The following is a 17271-nucleotide window of genomic DNA, read 5'->3' on the forward strand; positions in this document are numbered from 1 at the left end:
ATGAGTGGTCCCAGCGCCGGCAACATGGAGCGCATCCTGCGGCTGATGGCCGACAAGGGTGCTTCGGACTGCTATCTGTCGGCGAACATGCCGGTGCTGATCCGCATCAACGGCCAGACCGTGCAGCTGTCGGACCAGCTGCTGACGCCGCCCCAGCCGCGCCAGCTCATCGCCGAGGTCATCGACCCGACGTCGCTGGCCGAGCTCGACAACACCGGCGAGCTGAACATGGCCGTCTCGGTGCGCGGCGTCGGCAGCTTCCGCCTGTCGGGCTTCCGCCAGCGCGGCTCCATCGCCGGCGTGTTCCGCCACATCCCGCACGACATCCCGACGCTGGAAAGCCTGCAGCTGCCCGGCGTGCTGGGCACCATGATCAAGGAAAAGCGCGGCCTCATCCTGATGGTGGGCGCCACCGGCACCGGCAAGAGCACGACGCTCGCCTCCATGCTGGAGATGCGCAACCAGACCATGACGGGGCACATCCTCACCATCGAGGACCCGATCGAATACCTGTTCAGCAACAAGCGCTCCGTCGTCAACCAGCGCGAGATCGGCCGCGACACGGCCACGCTGCAGATCGCGCTGAAGAATGCGCTGCGCCAGGCGCCGGACTGCATCCTGATCGGTGAAATCCGCGATCGCGAGACCATGACGGCAGCCATCAGCTATGCGCTGTCCGGCCACCTGGTGCTGGCCACGCTGCACGGCAACAACACCTATCACGCGCTGAACCGCATCCTGTCCTTCTACACGCCGGAGTCGCGCCCGGCCCTGCTGAACGACCTGGCGGCCGGCCTGAAGGCCATCGTGTCGCAGCGCCTCGTGCGCGCCACGGCCGGGGGCCGCGTGCCCGTCGTCGAGATCCTGTTCAACACCAAGCTGACGGCCGAGCTCATCGAGCAGGGCGACTTCGCCGGCGTGAAGGAAGCGATGGAGAAGTCCATCGCCGAAGGCTCCCAGACCTACGAAGAGCATTTCGCCAAGCTCATCACCGAAGGCACCATCACCCGCGAGGAAGGCCTGGCCTTCGCCGACTCGCCGACCAACCTGCTCTGGCGGCTGCAGAACGAGGCCCCCGGGCAACGCCTGGTCACCGCCCCGCGCAAGGAAGAGAAGGCGGGCGACGAAGCCAGCTTCACCGAAATCACATTGGACGTCCGCGGCACTTGAAGCTGATCGACTGCATTGAATCCCAAGCCGCCCGCCTCGACCAGGCGGGCTTGTTTTTTGGCCACGGCACGACGAATGCCTTCGACGAGGCCGCGTGGCTGGCGCTGTGGCGCCTCGGCCTGCCGCTGGACGCCCTCGACGAGCACGAGCAGCGCGAGCTGAGCGACGCCGAGCTTGCGTCCATCGCCGCCCTGGTCGACGAGCGCATCACGACGCGCAAGCCGGCCGCCTACCTGACCGGTGAGGCCTGGCTGCAAGGCGTGCCCTTCACCATCGACGAGCGCGCCATCGTGCCGCGCAGCTTCATCGCCGAGCTGATCGCCGACGCCAGCATCGACCCCTGGCTGAACCCGGCCAGCCGCCGCGTGCTGGACCTGTGCACCGGCAACGGCAGCCTCGCCGTGCTGGCGGCCATGGCCTGGCCCGAGGTCGAGGTGGATGCGCTGGACATCGACGTCAACGCACTGGCCGTCGCCAGGCTCAATGTCGAACGGCACAACCTGGCCCTGCGCATTCGTCTGCTGCAAGGCGACGGCCTGGCCGGCGCCGAAGGCAAGTACGACCTCATCCTCTGCAATCCGCCCTACGTCAACAGCCAGAGCATGGCCGCCCTGCCCGCTGAGTACCTTGCCGAGCCCGAACTGGCCCTGGCCGGCGGCAGCGATGGCATGGACTTCATTCGTGATCTGCTGCGCGCCGCACCCGCCGCCTTGAACGACGACGGCGTGCTGGTGCTGGAGATCGGCAACGAGCGCAACTTCTTCGAGGCGGCCTTCCCCGACCTCGAGGTCGTCTGGATGGAAACCTCCTCCGGCGCCGACCAGGTCCTCCTCGTCACCAAGGAGGCCCTGCAATGATCACCATCCGCGACATCACGCTGCGCCGCGGCGTCAAGGTGGTGCTGGACGGCGCATCCGCGACGCTGCAGCCCGGCGAGAAGATTGGCCTGGTCGGCCGCAACGGCGCCGGCAAGTCCAGCCTGTTCGCGCTGCTGACCCACCGCCTGGGCAACGACAAGGGCGAGGTCGAGGTGCCCAAGCACTGGCGCCGCTCCGAAGTGGCCCAGAACATGCCCGAGACCGACGACGGCGCCACCGACTATGTGCTGCAGGGCGACCTGACGCTCGTGGCGGCGCGCGTGGCCCTGGCCGAGGCCGAGGCCGCCGAGGACGGCCACGCGATGGCAGATGCCCATGCCGCCCTGGCCGATGCCGGCGCCTTCGACGCCCGCTCGCGCGCCCAGGCGCTGCTGATGGGCCTGGGCTTCAAGACCGAGCAGCTCGACGCGCCGGTCAACAGCTTCTCCGGCGGCTGGCGCATGCGCCTGCAGCTGGCCCGCGCGCTGATGTGCCCGGCCGAGCTGATGCTGCTGGACGAGCCGACCAACCACCTGGACCTGGACGCCCTGGTCTGGCTGGAAGCCTGGCTGCAACGCTACGACGGCACCCTGATCATCATCAGCCACGACCGCGAATTCCTCGACGCCATCACCAGGGTCACCCTGCACCTGGACGAAGGCAAGCTGGTGCGCTACGGCGGCAACTACACCAGCTTCGAGACCCAGCGCGCCGAGCGCATGGTGCTGCAGCAGGCCGCCTTCGCCAAGCAGCAGGACCGCGTGGCCCATCTGCAGAAGTTCATCGACCGCTTCAAGGCCAAGGCCAGCAAGGCCAAGCAGGCGCAAAGCCGCGTGAAGGCGCTGGAGCGCATGGAGAAGCTGGCGCCGGTGCTGGCCTCGGCGGACTTCAACTTCGAGTTCCGCGAGCCGCTGAACCTGCCCAATCCGATGCTGATGTTCGACGAGATGTCGGCCGGCTACGGCAGCACCACCATCGTCCGCAATGTCGATCGCTCGGTGCTGGCCGGCCAGCGCATCGGCATCCTCGGCGCCAACGGCCAGGGCAAGTCGACGCTGGTGAAGACCATCGCCGGCACGCAGCCGCCGCTCAGCGGCACGATGACCCAGGGCAAGGGCCTGTCCATCGGCTATTTCGCCCAGCAGGAGCTGGACGTGCTGCGCCTGGACGAAGGGCCTCTCGAGCACATGGTGCGCCTGGCCCGCGAGGTCGGCCCGGCCGGCCGCGAGCAGGAGCTGCGCGACTTTCTCGGCCAGTTCCGCTTCACCGGCGACATGGTCAACCAGCAGGTCGGCAGCCTGTCCGGCGGCGAGAAGGCCCGCCTGGTGCTGGCCATGCTGGTCTGGCAGCGCCCCAACCTGCTGCTGCTGGACGAACCGACCAACCACCTGGACCTGAACACCCGCGAGGCGCTCTCCATGGCCCTCAACGAGTTCGAGGGCACCGTCATGCTGGTCAGCCACGACCGCGCGCTGCTGCGCGAGGTCTGCGACGAGTTCTGGCTGGTGGCCGACGGCGTCGTCAAGCCTTTTGACGGCGACCTGGACGACTACCAGAAATGGCTGCTCGACCAGAGCAAGGAAGCGGCGCGCGCGGCCAAGAAAGGCGCCTCGGCCCCTGCTCCCGCGCCTGTCGTGGCCGCGCCGGTTGCGGCGGCAGCCCCGGCGCCTCGCGAGGACCGCAAGGCCTCAGGTCAGGCGCGCGCCAAGCTGGCCGAGCAGACCAGGCCGCTGCGCAAGGAGATGGAGACCATCGACAAGCGCATGCACGCCCTGGCCGAGGAGCGCAAGGGCATCGAGAGCCAGCTGGCCGAAGGCGCCGCCGCTTCGGCGATTGCCGAGATGGGCAAGCGCCTGAAGGCGATTCACGACCAGCTCGAAGCCGACGAGATGCGCTGGCTGGAGCTGGGCGAGCAGATCGAGGCGATGACGGCCGCTTGATGTCCGCTCAAGCCGCCAGCACCGCTGCCAACGCGAGAGCGCCCGGCAGCGCCTGCACATAGAGGATCTTCTTGGACGCCGTGGCCGCGCCGAACACGCCGGCCACGACGACGCAGCCCAGGAAGAACACCAGCCAGGGCTTGCCCGCGCCCGCGGCGCCCAGCACCAGCCCATAGACCAGGCCCGCCACCAGGAAGCCGTTGTACAGGCCCTGGTTGGCCGCCAGCGCCTTGCTGCGCTCGGCGAAGTCCGCGTCCAGCCCGAAGGCCTTGCGGCCCAGCGGCTTGGTCCAGAAGAACATCTCCAGCACCAGGAAGTACAGATGCAGCAGCGCCACCAGCGCCGCGAGCACGATTGCGACCATCAACATGGGCTCTCTCCTCGTCTTTTCATGTTTGGGGGTGGCGCATCGTCTCAGATCAACCTAGGGTCCGGTGTCACCCAAAAGACCAGAAAGACCATTTAGCTTGTGCGCAATTAAATTGCGAACTACATTAATGGCCATGGCACGCAGCAAGACCCCCTCCCCCACCGCCGATCCGCGCGGTGAATGGCTGCAGCTGGACCGCCAGCTGTGCTTCGCGCTGTACAGCAGCTCGCTGGCCATGACCCGCATCTACAAGCCCCTGCTGGCCCCGCTGGGCCTGACCTATCCGCAATACCTCGTCATGCTGGTGCTGTGGGAGGTCGAGGGCCCGAGCGTGTCTCAACTGGGCCAGCGCCTGTCGCTGGACTCCGGCACGCTGACGCCGCTGCTCAAGCGCCTGGAGGCCCTGGGCCATATCGAGCGCCGCCGCGCCCGCGACGACGAGCGCCGTGTCGACATCTTCCTGACACCCCAGGGCCGCCAATTGCGCGAGATGGCCCTGGACATCCCCAGCCACCTCGCCTGCGCCAGCGCCTGCGAGTTGGACGAGGTCATCGCGCTGACGCAGCGGCTCACGCAACTGCGCCAGCAACTCAACAAGGCTGCCGACGCGGCCGCCTGATTCCTTCCCCCACCCACCGACCACCCCAAAGGAGCCCACCATGGCCATCGAAAAAGCCCTCTACACCGCCACCGCCACTGCCACCGGCGGCCGCGCCGGCACCGCCAAGTCGTCCGACGGCGCCATCGACGTGACCCTGTCCACGCCCAAGGAACTGGGCGGCGCCGGCGGCCCCGGCACCAACCCCGAGCAGCTGTTCGCGGCCGGCTATTCCGCCTGCTTCATCGGCGCCATGAAGGCCGTTGCCGGCAAGCAGAAGATCAGCCTGCCCGCCGAGGTCTCGATCACCAGCGACGTCGCCATCGGCCCCCACGCCAACAAGCCGGGTGCCTTCGGCATCCAGGTCGACATGAAGATCTCCGTGCCCGGCATGGACCGCGCCGCCCTGGAAGCCCTGGTCAAGACCGCGCACGAGGTCTGCCCCTACTCGAACGCCACCCGCGGCAACGTCGACGTCTCGCTGACCATCGTCTGATGCCCCGCCCGCCACGGCGGGCTCCAAGCACCGGCAGGCCCCGCGCGGGCCTGCCGGTGTCATCACTTCGTCATGGCCTGCTTCCTAGGATGTGAGTTTTGTCACAACCTGGCGACCGCAGACCATGAAGAAAACATTCCTCGCCGCTGCCGCACTGGCGCTGGCCACGGGCGCGCAAGCCGCCCCCAGCTTCACCGGCAGCATCGTCGTCCCCGGCAGCCTGGGTGACCAGTACGGCACGTCCGTCAACGACGGCCGGCTGGGCATGTTTTCCGACCTCTACTACGACCGCCAGCGCAATGAATGGTGGGCCCTGTCCGACCGCGGCCCTGGCGGCGGCACGCTGTCCTACGACACCCGCATCCAGCGCTTCACCATCGACGTGAACCCGACGACGGGCGCGATCAGCAATTTCCAGGTCCAGCAGACCGTCAAGTTCACGAACAACGGCGTGGCCTACAACGGCATCGCGCCGTCCAACCCAGCCATGCTGGGCAATGCCTTCGACCCTGAGGGCGTCGTCGTCAACCCGCGCGACGGCAATCTGCTGGTCTCCGACGAGTACGGCACCTCGGTCTACGAGTTCAACCGCAGCGGCCAGTTCGTGCGCGCGCTGAACATGCCGGCCAATCTGGTGCCCAAGGCCGGCGGCGGCGTCGACTACAACGCCCTGCCGCCGACCGCCACGGCCGGCCGCGAGGTCAATCGCGGCCTGGAAGGCCTGGCCATCAGCCCCGACGGCAAGTACGCTTTCGCGATGCTGCAGAACGGCACCGTCGCCGACAGCACGGCGGCCGGCCGCAGCATGTATGCCCGCATCATCAAGTTCGATCTGGACAGCGGCAATGCGGTCGCGCAGTACGCCTACCGCATGAACGGCTCCGGCCCTGCGCCGGCCCAGGGCGGCGGCATCTCGGCCATCGTGGCCCTCGACGACCACCGCTTCATGGTCCTGGAGCGCAACAACCGCGGCGTGGGTGCGGCGTCCAACCTCGCCAGCCCGGACAAGCAGGTCCATGTCATCGACATCGCCGGCGCCACCGACGTTTCCGGCATCGACCTGAACACGCTGGCCCTGCCGGGTGGCACGGTGGCCGTGACCAAGAGCGCGTCGCCGCTGCTGAACCTGGGCGTCAACAACCCTGCCGCCTTCGGTGGCCGCTCGCCCGAGAAATGGGAAGGCCTGACGGTCGGCCCGCAGCTCGCCGACGGCTCCTTCCTGCTGCTGGCCGGCACGGACAACGACTACTCCGTCACCCAGATCGCCGGCACCAGCGCGCAGTACGACGTCTACTTCAACCCGTCGCTGGTCGGCACGGCCAACGTGTCGCGCATCCAGTGCCCCATGGGCACGACGAGCGCCTGCCAGTACATCCGCGACAACGGCACCGACCTGGGCGCCAACGTCGCCTCGCTGCCGGCCGGCTACGCGCTGATTCCAGGCCTGCTGAACGGCTACAAGGTCTCTGCCGCCGACCTGGGCGGCTACACCGCGCCCGTCCCCGAGCCCGGCACCTGCGCGATGCTGCTGGCCGGCCTCGGCGCCGTCGGCCTGATCGCCCGCCGCCGCAAGGCCTAGGCAGCCAGCAGGGTCAGGATCAGCTCGATCCTGGCCTTGACCGGACTCAGCGCGCCCGCGCTGGGCAGCAGGCCGGGCAGATCCATGACCGGGCCGGCGTCGCAGCGCGTGCTACGCACGACCCTCACGCCGCCGGCCTGCGCCTCGCTCAGCGCGGCATCCAGCCCGCGGCTCAGCGTGCCGTTGCCGGTGCCGGCGGCCACCAGGCCGTCGATGCCGCTGGCCCACAGCGCCCGCACGACCGAGCCGTCAGCACCGGCGTGGTTCATGACGATCTCGACCCGGGGCCAGCGCTCGGCCGGCGCGGCGATCCGCGGCAGGCCCAGGGCCTCGCCCGACGGCCAGCGGCCGACCACGCGAACAACGCCCTCTTCCACGCGCGCGACCAGGGCACCGTCGACCGACTCGAAAGCGTCGACCCGGTAGCTGTGCGTCTTGCGCACCTGGACCGCATCGTGCACGCGGCCGGCAAAGGCGACGACAACGCCCCGGGCGCCAGGCGCGGCCGCCACCTGGACGGCGTCGGAGAGGTTCTGTGGCCCATCCGGCGCCAGCGCCGTCGCCGGGCGCATGGCGGCGGTCAGCACGACGGGCTTGGCAGGCGCCAGCACCCGCTGCAGAAAGTAGGCCGTTTCCTCCAGCGTGTCGGTGCCGTGGGTGATGACGATGCCACCGACCTCGGGCCGGTCCAACTGCTGCTGCACCGCATTCGCGAGCTTCTGCCAGGTCGCGAAATCCATGTCCTTGCTGTCGAGCTGGGCGACCTGGTGCGCCTCCAGGCGCTGGGCCGCCAGGCTCGGCACGGCCGCCAGCAGGTCAGTGACGCTCAGCTGTGCGGCGGTGTAGCCCACGCCATCACTGGCGGTCTTGGCGGTACCGGCAATCGTGCCGCCGGTACCCAAAATGACAATCAAAGGTGCAGAGATTTGCAATTTCTTGGGTTCCTGGACAAAAATACAGGTGCTGGACAAATCGCCAGCCCCTTCAGAAGGCCGACCGTGCAAGACCAACCCAAGCTTACCGCCCGCCAGCAGCAGATCTTCGACCTGGTCCGCAAAGCGATCGAAAGCACCGGCGCCCCACCGACCCGCGCCGAGATCGCCGCCGAGCTCGGTTTCAAATCCGCCAACGCGGCCGAGGAACATCTGCAGGCCCTGGCCCGCAAAGGCATGCTGGAACTCGTCGGCGGCACCTCGCGCGGCATCCGCCTCAAATCCGAAGTGCTGGGCGCCGTCAATCGGGCGCGCCAGTTCAGCCTGCCCATTCCCAGCCTTGCGCAGCTGACGCTGCCGCTGATCGGCCGCGTTGCCGCTGGCGCCCCCATCCTGGCCCAGGAGCATGTCGAGCAGACCTACAACGTCGAGCCCAGCCTGTTCTCCAAAAAGCCCGACTACCTGCTCAAGGTCAAGGGCATGAGCATGAAGGACATCGGCATCCTCGACGGCGACCTGCTCGCCGTGCAGTCGGCCAAGGAAGCCCGCAACGGCCAGATCGTCGTGGCCCGCGTCGGCGAGGAGGTCACCGTGAAGCGCTTCAAGCGCGGCCCGGAAGGCATCGAGCTGCTGCCCGAGAACCCCGACTTCGAGCCCATCCGCATCAACGAGCACAGCGAGAGCTTCAGCATCGAGGGCCTGGCCGTCGGCCTGATCCGCGGGCAAGGGTTCAATTGATCCTGGTGCGCTCGAAATGAAGAGGGCCCCTGTCGTCGACACGGGCCCTTTTTTGCTTGAACACGTGCGGCGCCAAGGCCGCGGGAAGGGAGGAAAGTGGTGAAACGGGAAACGTGTTGGCTCTTGCTTCCTGTCGCGGTTGCGCTGACCGCCGCATGCACACCTCACTATGTCCAACCGACGAGCGGGCCGGTCTCCCAGGTTCGCGTCCGCTACGTTGGAAACGAAGCCTTTGCGATGGTTCATACCTTCTCAACCGCGGGTTGCGAAGGACCGCAGGCCATCGGCGTGATCGGCAGCAAAGCGATGCTTCCCACGCCGGAGAAGGACGCGTCCAGGGGGATCAGGCCGCAGATGCTGGGAAGCAGTGGCCGGCCCGAATCGGAGACCTTGGAAGTCGCCATGCCTGCTCAGCGAGCCGTGACATTGCTCTACAGCCAAATTGGCCCCCACGACCTCATGGCCGTCCGGACTTGCAGCCTTCCCGTGACGTTCACACCCGAGGCCGACGGCCAGTACGAGGTCCAGTTCCGATCCGGCCGGGCGCTGTGTTCGGTCGAAGTCTTCCAGCTTCACGCGGGTGAGAGCAATTCGTATCGCAGGACTTCGATCCCGGTTGCCAAGGGCCCGAAAGACTGCAAGCCCACGCGGGTTCCCTGATCTCGAAGATCGATCGAGGTGCCGACGGCAGCCTCTGCGGAATCCGGACACAAGTGGTCAGTGCGGGCCCCATGCGCAAGAAAAAAGCGCCAGGTGATGGGTTCACCTGGCGCTTTCAGTCGTTGCGGTCTTTGTTGGACCCTTGAATGGTGGGCCGGGGTCACCCAAACTCTCGCCAGAAGGCCTAATAACCATTGGGTTTCCCATCAATGGATCGAGAGAGTTACCCGGAAAGTTACCCGGTCAGCCGGCCGAGTCCACGGGCCGACAAACGCACGATGAGCCAAGCGTTGTGATCCCTGTGAGCTTCTCTAGATCGTCGCGCACTGCGCACGCCGGGGAAGTGCCCATGAGCGCCAACGCACTGCTGCGCACGTTCATCCGGCGATTTAAAGGCGACATGAAGCTGAGGCAGACCTGCACTGTCGACCAAGCCGAGCAGCACAGGCAGGGCGATGCGGATGTGCTCCTTTGCGGCACGGTTGCGCAAATCCCTACCGCGCAGACGGAAGGCCGCCATGCCGCGCTGAAGACTTCACCTACAACCCAAGGTTGACGCGTCTGAAGGGTTCGACGCTACATAAACGCGCCCTGCCAACGACTGGATCGGCGTCCGGGGTCAGCTGACCCCGGGGAGCCGCGGCGGCAGGGTGCTGCCCGGTCCTGCGGCGCGTCGTCACGCTGCGGGTCGGTTTGATTGACACTTGTCAAGCCAATCAATCAAGCGATCCGCCGTGGTTTCTGATTGAAAACAAAGGCTGATCTCTGGCGGCAGGCCAATAAGACCAGGATGGTGGTAGTCGCCACCAAAAGCGTTCCAGTCAAAATACTGAATCATCACAACGGGTCGGCCGCTTTTGATCTTCGATGCTGCCGCAAAAGTCTCCCGCATGATAAGGTCGCGTGTTTTTACAGAATTACCCAAACTCGATCCGGCAATCACAAACGGATAGTGAGGGTTATCAATCGCCAAGACGCACCAATTTTTAAACGCAGGGGCCTCACAATACTCAAACACTCTCGCGATAGCGAAACCGACGCGCAAATATTCTGCAAGCGTCATATCGCTGAACATGGCAGCCACGATCTGCCTGCCGTGATCGTTTAGGCTCGAATTGCCCCCCATGCGGGCGTGGGACAGCGGCTGCAATATTTTTGTCAACCAATCAGGCGAGGGGGGCTCTCCACCAAGTTCGAGACTCCGCGCCTGTTGGAGCGCAGCCTGTAGATACGCTTCCAGGTAGAAGTGCAGTTCCGTGAATCGATCCTCATCGTTGAGGGCCGCAGAAGGGCCGGATGCTTGAGCTGCTGCGATAGACAGTAGGTCGGCGAATGTGCAGCCATGCTTTGCTAGAAGCGTCATGGAAGCAGTAGAGACCACCAGCGTAAACCCGCGCTTTCCGTACTTCCCACTGTTGTCCCTAGCAACAGAAAGTCCACAATGGGCCGAGACCACCGAAATAGTAATCAGATATTTAAAATCATCAAACCGAAGTTGTTTTTCGTCCCCGAAGCGATTTACACCCCTCAGGATAAATCGCTCGTCGCCACTTGCCCAAAGACGTATATATCTGTACGGCTGGCGCTGATTGTGGTCAAGCTGCTTGGCAAGGCTAGAGGACGATTCGTTCAGGTACATCAACGCCACGAGATTGCCATGAGCCCAAAACAAGTCGGTCGGTTCTTCCTGCTTCCATCCACCTGTCTTCTTGCCGTATTTGTGTGGCCGAAATAGAAAAGGCGCACCAAATGTGTGTGCCATTAAGAATTCAATCAACTCTTCTTGTTTGGATGCTGGCACAGATCCTCCGTGCATGGTGAACGAAGCGCTGTATTTTCGTGCGCCCGTTTAGGGTGTTTTTAGATTGACGGCACCTTCCTAGTCAAGAACTATTTGCGCCTTCCGGCCACTCCCGCAACGCTCACTGGGAGCGATGCCCGCTTGCGCTCTAATTTGCATCTTTGGCGCGCCGGTTGGTATATACGCCTGGTTGACGTAGAGTTCAATCAGTTTTCCGCTGTGCCACAACAAAAGAACGACCTTTGACTTGAAGCGTGGAAACGTGAATTCTGGAAGACCTTGATGCAGGACGTACTCTCCAGCAAGCGACTCCGAAATATACTGGCGACCATTCTCATCGGGCGCTCCTGCGATTATTACGAGTTCGTCAATTCCTTGATCCTCCTGCTTATCGTGCGAAGCGATTAGCCCAGTTATGGACTCGATCAAGTCATTCTGTGAAATGGCCCTCGCATCATGCAGCTGAATGTTTATTCCCACTCCGTTCTGACGGATGCCGTCGTCGCGTGTTCCATATCCGGTCATCTTCCATTTGAGCGAGCCGCAAGGGGAATTTCCGCCGATTGGCGGAAAGCTTTCAAATCCATACCTCTGGCTCACTGCCAAGTAAGCTTCCAATTGAATTCCTACGTGTTTCACTGCACCCAAAAACCATCCAATCAACTTGTCGTCAGCCTGGGGCACATGATCCGCAGCGAATTCGATCGAGATTGAAATATCCTGACAACCATTGAAAATTCCGGATGCCTTAGCTTCTTCTATCGCGTCTTTGAATCTTTGAAAGCGGTTAATCCTGATTCTCTGATCACCAATCGTGAGAATTGTGACGTCAAGGCCAATGCGTTTTCCTTGCCTGGAAATCAAAAAATCTGGCCGTTCGCCTCTTGCCAAAACATCAAACTCCTGGTCTGTGCCAAGGCAGGCTTGCTGATACTCGACGATCAGTAGTTCATCGTGCTCCGCTCTACTTAATCTTTTCGACGGCTTAAACGCCTGGTTTACCTCGGGAGACGGTTGAAGAAAAACGCCGTCCTTGTTGTACAAGAAAAATCCTGCGGGTCCCATAGAGGCAATATGTTGAACGTTATGAATGGGTCGGACAGCGCTTGACACTGGCTGGAAGCATCAAGTGCTCGCCACTACATCTGATGTTACCTATGCGTCGCAGCTTGATCTTCGGTGAAGGGCGGCGCAAGCCTTTACCGCGCTCAAAACTTGGGAAACGATACCGGCCAAGCCGCGCCAGCGCTATAGACGGAAACGCTCTGGATTTCCCAACACTCCGTGCCAGGCCGCGCCAGTGGTCGCTTGTCGTAGAAGAGTGTGATTCCTGGGCTTCAGCCGTCAGCCATGGCCGCAGTCCGACCCGGGTAACTTTCCGGGTAACTCGCGCTGACCGGGTAACTCGACGAGCTGGAAACCGGGTAACTTGGCCCGAGCACATGGGCGGCATCGCATGCACCTGACCAGAAATCAGTTGTGGACTAACGGCCGTCACCAAGGTGGCGTGGACGCCGGGGACGCGGGGACAAGCCGCCCAAGTCTTTGATCTGGAATCGCTTTCCTGTCCCGACCATCTGTCCCCGCGGTTGAGCCTGGCGGGGACAACGTGCTGGGCCTCGGGTCGGCGAGTCCTGACGACGCCCATCAACGTGGCTCCAACTCGATTTTTCACAAGGACCGGGATGCTCTCCATGAAATCATCAGTTTGGCTGCCAAACCTGTGCGCTCGCCGCCATGGCGCTCTGCGCCCTCACTTACCTCGCGACCCCGCTACTGCCCAAGTCAGATACCCCGTCCATGAAGCTAGTCGAACTGGTCATCGGTGCCAGCGCTCCATCGTCACGGCCCTCGCTACATTCGTCGGGCTTCACTTCGCTCTTGCTGGCCAGCGCACACAAGCCGACCAGGCGACAACGATCGCAGAGTTGGTAAGCGCGAGGGTGCCTGTGCCAACATCTGGCGCAGCTCTCCGTGGGGGCGACCGCCGGCATGGCTCAAAGTTCATCAGCCAATACCGACGCCTTAAGGTGATACACCTTCACCCTCCCTATGCCTGGCACGCGATGGCCACGCTGCAGGCTGTTCACCTCATGGTCCAGGTGTCCCCGTTTGCGCATCAGCAATGCTACGGCCGTGGCGTCCAAGCCCTTGCAGACATCACGCTTCCATGCCTCAGGAAGGATCAAGTATTCAGTGATCGCGTTGAACTTTTCCGATGACTCAGGCGAGCTGCGCTTTTCCATGTAGTCCGTAGCACTATCGAGCTTGATCGGCTTCCCCTGCTCGTCTACACGGCGCTTGAAGCCAGCGCGTAACGCCGTGTTTGGTCTGTGGTCGTCGTGCGCTCGATGAATCGGGGTCAAGAGCGCGTCGCCGTTCTTCTCAATCCAGGCCTTCACCTGCGCCAGTGCTTGCGCATCCTCTCCGTTGTCGAGGTGTCCACGGGCCGCCAGCCAGTCCGCGAAGCAACGGCGCACGCCAGCCGAGGCCGTACCGGCTGGCCACCCCGTGATTCCAGCTTCGCTCGCCAGCTCACCAGCAGCGGCCACCAGGGCAAAGCGACGGGCCACGCGGCGCACCTGCTCGCCGCCGCCGTTCGGCAGCATGTCGGCGCGCAGCTCGTCCACCATCGCGCCCAGTCGGTCTGCAAGGCCGGCTTGATGGCTGCAGGCCCATTCCAGCCAGGCGCGTCCCGCCACCCCGTAACAGCGTGCCGCTGCGCCCGTCATGGCCTCCACCAGAGCGCCGGGAGTCGCGTGGCCGTGCAGGGCTTCAACCCCGCCCATGCCCTGGCCGGCGTCCAACGGGATATCGACCATGCGCACTTCCTGGCCCGCCATCACCCGCTTGCCGGCTTCGGCCATGTGCGTGGACAGGCTCACTTCACCTGAGGACAGGAAGAGCAGGCGCCAGGTCCGCTGCTTGCGGTTTAACCCACTCCGGGTGTTGCGCCCTTTCTCCTGCTCGTTCGCCAGCATGTAGGCGCATTCCCCGGCCTTCGCCGCGTCGAGCTGGGCAATCTCGTCCAGGATCAGCAGGCCGTCGCTGTGTTGAACCGCAGTCGCCTCCAGGGCGTTATCGGTCGTGCGCCAGCGCTTCACGTAGTCAGACCGGCCCAACACGCTGGCCGCGATCCGCAGGGCCGAGGTTTTGCCCTGGCTGGACCCGCTGCGGAAGTGAAAGCCGCCGCTTTCCACGCCGGCCGGCAGCAGTAGCGCCCCAGCAAATGCGCAGCTAACCGCGAACACGAAGCGGCTATTGCCAACGCAGGGCGCTGCCACCGTGGCCCGCCAGGTGTCCAGGTCGCCCCGCTGGCGGAATGTGTCTTCTATACCCACTTCGGACTGGAACACGTAGCGCCGGCCCTCGGCCTCGCCAATGCAGCGACTGGGCAGCACATAGGCCCCGCCATGCCAGCCTACGCGGTCAGTGCAGGTGACACGCTCGGCCGGGTGTCGGGTCTTGATGTAGCGGCCGACATGGTTGCGCGCGGCCGGGCCGTGGGCGATCTCTAAGCCCATGTCAGCTAGGCGCGCTGCCCACTCGGCTCCCTCCCCGCTCAGCATCGCCACTGGCGCGGCCCACTGCTTGGGGTTGCCGTCGGGGTCGCCGAATTCCAACAGGTAGCCCCAGCCGTTGGCCGAGTCGTCACGCGTGCGGGCCGTCACCTGCAACGGTGCGCACACCCACAGCGGCGGGCGGTCCTCGCCCTGGCTGTCGCGGGCGATGAACCACACGCCCCGCTCATCAAGCGTGAACGGGTCGCGACCACCGGGGCCGGCCGATGGTGGAGCCTCAGAAGCTCTCACCTCATCATCGGCATGCCCTGACCCTGCCGCACCCTCGTTCATGGCGTCTGGGGCCGATTCCACGGCCTGGCGGGGCGCCCGAGGCCTGCGTGATGTCGCGAGGGTCGGCGCTTGGGCCGCTGCCGCAATCTGCAGGGCAACGGCCTCAAGTCCTGAGTCTGCCGCCAGGTCGTTGAAGTCGCTCCCGCCGCTGGGCACTCCCTCGGGCAGCAGCACTGCCGCCGCAGAGCCCAGCGCACACAGCTTGCGAGCAGCCTTCTCGGCCCCCTCACGGCCGGGGTTCTTGCCGCTGCGGGCCTCGGTGCCGGCGTCATGATCGGCACACACCAGGAAGCGGGCGCCTGGGAAGCGCGCCGGCATGGACTCGGCCACGGCCGCCAGGTTGCCTGCATCGAAGGCCACCACAGCCGGCAGACCGCTGGCCTCGTGAATGGTCGCGGCCGTCGCATAGCCCTCGGCCATCAGCACCATGTCAGGTGCGGGGCCATCGACGGCAGCCGGGCCGATGACATGGAACATTCCCCGCTTGCGGCCACCGGACAGGAAGCGCTTTTCCGTGCGCCCCCGGGCCTGCTCTTCCTCGGTCGGAGGATGCGGCGCGATCCGCTGCAGGTTGTGCAGTTCGCCTGCAGCGTCACGCAGCGGCACCAGCAACGTGCCATCCGGCAGGAAGCGCACGCCGTGGGCCTGGACTCGCTTGCGCTGCAGGTAGGGGCTGGCGCCCGACTTTGCGGCCTCCGCCCACAGCTCGGCCGCATCGAGTGCCGCCTTCTCTGCTCGGCGCCGGTGCTGCTCGGCCTCGGCCTCATGGGCGATCTTGCGGCGGGCCGCTTCCTGGGCCTGCTTGCGCTCCAGTTCGGCCAGGGCCTCGGAGCTTATGGCCTGGCCGGCATCATCAGGAAAGCGGAAGCCGTGTTCCTTGGCGATGCCGAAGAGCGTGCCTACCGTCACCCGTCCGCCCGCCTTGATGCTGCGCCAAGTGTCGCGGGCGTCGGCCAAGTTGTAGGCCTCGGCCTGGGCGCTCCAGTCGTTCCACAGGTCGAAGCCCTCGGCGCCCATCTCCGCCTTGACCGCCATGCCTAAGCGCACCCAGGTTTCACGGTCGACAGCTGGCGAAATGCAGGCAAGGGCCTGACGGATGAGCTCGGGCGAGATGGCGCGCGGCCTAATCTGTCGTGGCATGCGCGCGCCTCAGATGAATTGCCATCGACAACAATCCTGGGTAGGCACCTCCCCTCATTCCAAGCCCGCCTTCTGGGCCGTCGCTGGTGCCAGGGTTGCGCCAATGCGGTCCTGAACCCACTGCAACACGGCCGACTCGGCCCATGCCACACAACGCGGCGTTACCTGGACGCAGCGCGGGAACTCGCCGCGCTTCATCAGCAGGTAGAGGGTCGACTTCTTCAGACCGGTAGCACCCTCCACATCGGGCAGGCGCAGCAGGCGATCGCGCTTCACCTGCGGACGCGTTTCGGAAACGATTTGCATGGGATATCGCCAAGTAGTTTTGACGGTTCCCATTGCACAGAACGTCTTCGTGCGGCAGCAAACTGCCGCACGCCACCTGAGTGCGTTTCACTCGTGGTGGACGGCCACGGGCTCATGGAACTGCCGCACGGACACCATGCGGCAGTTGCGGCGCGGCATTAACGCTTGGGGCTAGGTCTGACCAAACTGAAGACGGATGACCCCTGCGCACGTTTCTTCTTCACGCGCCTTTGAATGGTGTCCACGCTACATCCGTACTTGTCAGCGATCCGCTTGGTTGCACCGTGCCTCTTCTTGGCTAGCTCTGCGGTTAGTTCTTTCGCCAGATCCTCATCGGACGGCAGTCCTTCCACCCGCTTGCCGACAGGCCGGCGCAAGGCGGATTGAGATCCGGTGGTCGCGACCTTTGAACCCGCCCAATCCAGGCGGTCTAGAAAGGTGTTGCCACCTGAAGGGGCCGACGTGCCGGCCAGAGAGCGCACCAAGTTGCGTACCTGCTGCTCTTCAAAGTCCCGCATCGCCTCAGCAAGAGTGGGGTTGAGCTGACGGCGCACCTTCTCGCGCAGCAGCCGCATTTCCTCATCCTTGATCAAGCGATCCAGCTCGGCTGCCGTCAGATTCGTCATTCATGCCTCACTCCCCGCAGCCAAGAAGCACGACGCCGGCCTGGCGGGGATGCAGATAGCCCGGCAGGGTCGGTTGCCGGTGACGCGGTGCCCTCACATGATCGCAGGCCCGGACACCCGTCACGGCCCGTTCCAGCTGCTTGGTCCGAAATTGGCACCACCCTGCAGTGCGACGCTGACGGATGGTCAGAGTGTTGAGGTTGA

At 64.7% G+C, this 17271-nt stretch carries 15 protein-coding genes and 2 pseudogenes; 10 read left to right on the forward strand and 7 right to left on the reverse strand.

Features of this window, described 5'->3' with window-relative positions:
• Genes AC07OY_RS27185 through AC07OY_RS27195 form a run of 3 tightly spaced genes read left to right on the forward strand, consistent with a single transcriptional unit; the run spans position 1 to position 3967 of the window.
• The gene (locus AC07OY_RS27185) at positions 1-1170 is read left to right on the forward strand and encodes a PilT/PilU family type 4a pilus ATPase (protein ID WP_495045727.1); all 1170 of its coding nucleotides are present in this window, start codon (positions 1-3) and stop codon (positions 1168-1170) included.
• Positions 1167-2027 (forward strand): 50S ribosomal protein L3 N(5)-glutamine methyltransferase, encoded by an 861-nt coding sequence (gene prmB, locus AC07OY_RS27190; RefSeq protein WP_495045728.1) that lies wholly within the window; start codon positions 1167-1169, stop codon positions 2025-2027. Before AC07OY_RS27185 ends, prmB begins: the two co-directional genes overlap by 4 nt.
• A complete protein-coding gene (locus AC07OY_RS27195; protein ID WP_495045729.1) occupies positions 2024-3967 on the forward strand; it encodes an ABC-F family ATP-binding cassette domain-containing protein in 1944 nt (647 codons plus the stop codon). Before prmB ends, AC07OY_RS27195 begins: the two co-directional genes overlap by 4 nt.
• Positions 3968-3974: 7 nt before the next feature.
• On the opposite strand, the gene AC07OY_RS27200 is transcribed toward AC07OY_RS27195, so the two are convergent.
• Positions 3975-4337, reverse strand: a complete 363-nt coding sequence (locus AC07OY_RS27200; RefSeq protein ID WP_495045730.1) for a DUF1304 domain-containing protein — start codon at positions 4335-4337, stop codon at positions 3975-3977.
• Between the two features lie 127 nt (positions 4338-4464).
• Here AC07OY_RS27200 and AC07OY_RS27205 point away from each other — a divergent pair, with 127 nt between their 5' ends.
• From AC07OY_RS27205 to AC07OY_RS27220, 4 genes and pseudogenes are all read left to right on the forward strand, one after another.
• Positions 4465-4956 (forward strand): MarR family winged helix-turn-helix transcriptional regulator, encoded by a 492-nt coding sequence (locus AC07OY_RS27205; RefSeq protein ID WP_495045731.1) that lies wholly within the window; start codon positions 4465-4467, stop codon positions 4954-4956.
• Positions 4957-4996: 40 nt separating this feature from the next.
• Positions 4997-5431 (forward strand): organic hydroperoxide resistance protein, encoded by a 435-nt coding sequence (locus tag AC07OY_RS27210; protein ID WP_495045732.1) that lies wholly within the window; start codon positions 4997-4999, stop codon positions 5429-5431.
• 265 nt (positions 5432-5696) lie between these two features.
• Positions 5697-6668: pseudogene (locus AC07OY_RS27215) on the forward strand (esterase-like activity of phytase family protein); the annotation flags it as partial.
• Between the two features lie 252 nt (positions 6669-6920).
• Positions 6921-7010: pseudogene (locus AC07OY_RS27220) on the forward strand (PEP-CTERM sorting domain-containing protein); the annotation flags it as partial.
• Here the strand turns inward: AC07OY_RS27220 and AC07OY_RS27225 are convergent.
• Positions 7007-7924: an asparaginase gene (locus AC07OY_RS27225; RefSeq protein WP_495045733.1), complete on the reverse strand. Its 918-nt coding sequence runs from the start codon at positions 7922-7924 to the stop codon at positions 7007-7009. The pseudogene AC07OY_RS27220 and the gene AC07OY_RS27225 overlap by 4 nt on opposite strands.
• Positions 7925-8008: 84 nt before the next feature.
• On the opposite strand from AC07OY_RS27225, the gene lexA reads away from it, so the two are divergent.
• The 3 genes from lexA (at position 8009) to AC07OY_RS27240 (ending at position 9896) form a co-directional block, all read left to right on the forward strand.
• Positions 8009-8680 (forward strand): transcriptional repressor LexA, encoded by a 672-nt coding sequence (gene lexA, locus AC07OY_RS27230; RefSeq protein WP_495045734.1) that lies wholly within the window; start codon positions 8009-8011, stop codon positions 8678-8680.
• A gap of 237 nt (positions 8681-8917) precedes the next feature.
• The gene (locus AC07OY_RS27235) at positions 8918-9340 is read left to right on the forward strand and encodes a hypothetical protein (RefSeq protein ID WP_495045735.1); all 423 of its coding nucleotides are present in this window, start codon (positions 8918-8920) and stop codon (positions 9338-9340) included.
• Positions 9341-9689: 349 nt separating this feature from the next.
• Positions 9690-9896 carry a hypothetical protein gene (locus AC07OY_RS27240; RefSeq protein WP_495045736.1) on the forward strand — a complete coding sequence of 69 codons (207 nt, stop codon included), beginning with the start codon at positions 9690-9692 and terminating at the stop codon, positions 9894-9896.
• A 120-nt stretch (positions 9897-10016) separates the two neighbouring features.
• On the opposite strand, the gene AC07OY_RS27245 is transcribed toward AC07OY_RS27240, so the two are convergent.
• From AC07OY_RS27245 to AC07OY_RS27265, 5 genes are all read right to left on the reverse strand, one after another.
• Positions 10017-11141 carry a hypothetical protein gene (locus AC07OY_RS27245; protein ID WP_495045737.1) on the reverse strand — a complete coding sequence of 375 codons (1125 nt, stop codon included), beginning with the start codon at positions 11139-11141 and terminating at the stop codon, positions 10017-10019.
• Between the two features lie 78 nt (positions 11142-11219).
• Entirely contained in the window at positions 11220-12185 is a 966-nt protein-coding gene (locus AC07OY_RS27250; RefSeq protein ID WP_495045739.1) for a hypothetical protein, read from the reverse strand.
• Between the two features lie 953 nt (positions 12186-13138).
• Positions 13139-16135 carry a DUF927 domain-containing protein gene (locus tag AC07OY_RS27255; protein WP_495045740.1) on the reverse strand — a complete coding sequence of 999 codons (2997 nt, stop codon included), beginning with the start codon at positions 16133-16135 and terminating at the stop codon, positions 13139-13141.
• Positions 16136-16189: 54 nt separating this feature from the next.
• On the reverse strand, positions 16190-16441 hold the full coding sequence (locus AC07OY_RS27260; protein WP_495045741.1) for a helix-turn-helix transcriptional regulator: 252 nt from the start codon (positions 16439-16441) through the stop codon (positions 16190-16192).
• Positions 16442-16599: 158 nt separating this feature from the next.
• The gene (locus tag AC07OY_RS27265; RefSeq protein WP_495045742.1) at positions 16600-17067 is read right to left on the reverse strand and encodes a hypothetical protein; all 468 of its coding nucleotides are present in this window, start codon (positions 17065-17067) and stop codon (positions 16600-16602) included.
• Positions 17068-17271: the final 204 nt, after the last annotated feature.

It is taken from the genome of Roseateles sp. GW821-FHT09H10, from assembly GCF_059415865.1.

Coding starts and splice junctions, on each gene's coding strand:
- AC07OY_RS27260 (WP_495045741.1), bottom strand. CDS start 16,441: ATGCAAATCGTTTCCGAAACGCGTCCGCAGGTGAAGCGCGATCGCCTG.
- AC07OY_RS27210 (WP_495045732.1), top strand. CDS start 4,997: ATGGCCATCGAAAAAGCCCTCTACACCGCCACCGCCACTGCCACCGGC.
- AC07OY_RS27240 (WP_495045736.1), top strand. CDS start 9,690: ATGAGCGCCAACGCACTGCTGCGCACGTTCATCCGGCGATTTAAAGGC.
- AC07OY_RS27255 (WP_495045740.1), bottom strand. CDS start 16,135: ATGCCACGACAGATTAGGCCGCGCGCCATCTCGCCCGAGCTCATCCGT.
- AC07OY_RS27200 (WP_495045730.1), bottom strand. CDS start 4,337: ATGTTGATGGTCGCAATCGTGCTCGCGGCGCTGGTGGCGCTGCTGCAT.
- AC07OY_RS27235 (WP_495045735.1), top strand. CDS start 8,918: ATGGTTCATACCTTCTCAACCGCGGGTTGCGAAGGACCGCAGGCCATC.
- AC07OY_RS27205 (WP_495045731.1), top strand. CDS start 4,465: ATGGCCATGGCACGCAGCAAGACCCCCTCCCCCACCGCCGATCCGCGC.
- AC07OY_RS27195 (WP_495045729.1), top strand. CDS start 2,024: ATGATCACCATCCGCGACATCACGCTGCGCCGCGGCGTCAAGGTGGTG.
- AC07OY_RS27265 (WP_495045742.1), bottom strand. CDS start 17,067: ATGACGAATCTGACGGCAGCCGAGCTGGATCGCTTGATCAAGGATGAG.
- AC07OY_RS27185 (WP_495045727.1), top strand. CDS start 1: ATGAGTGGTCCCAGCGCCGGCAACATGGAGCGCATCCTGCGGCTGATG.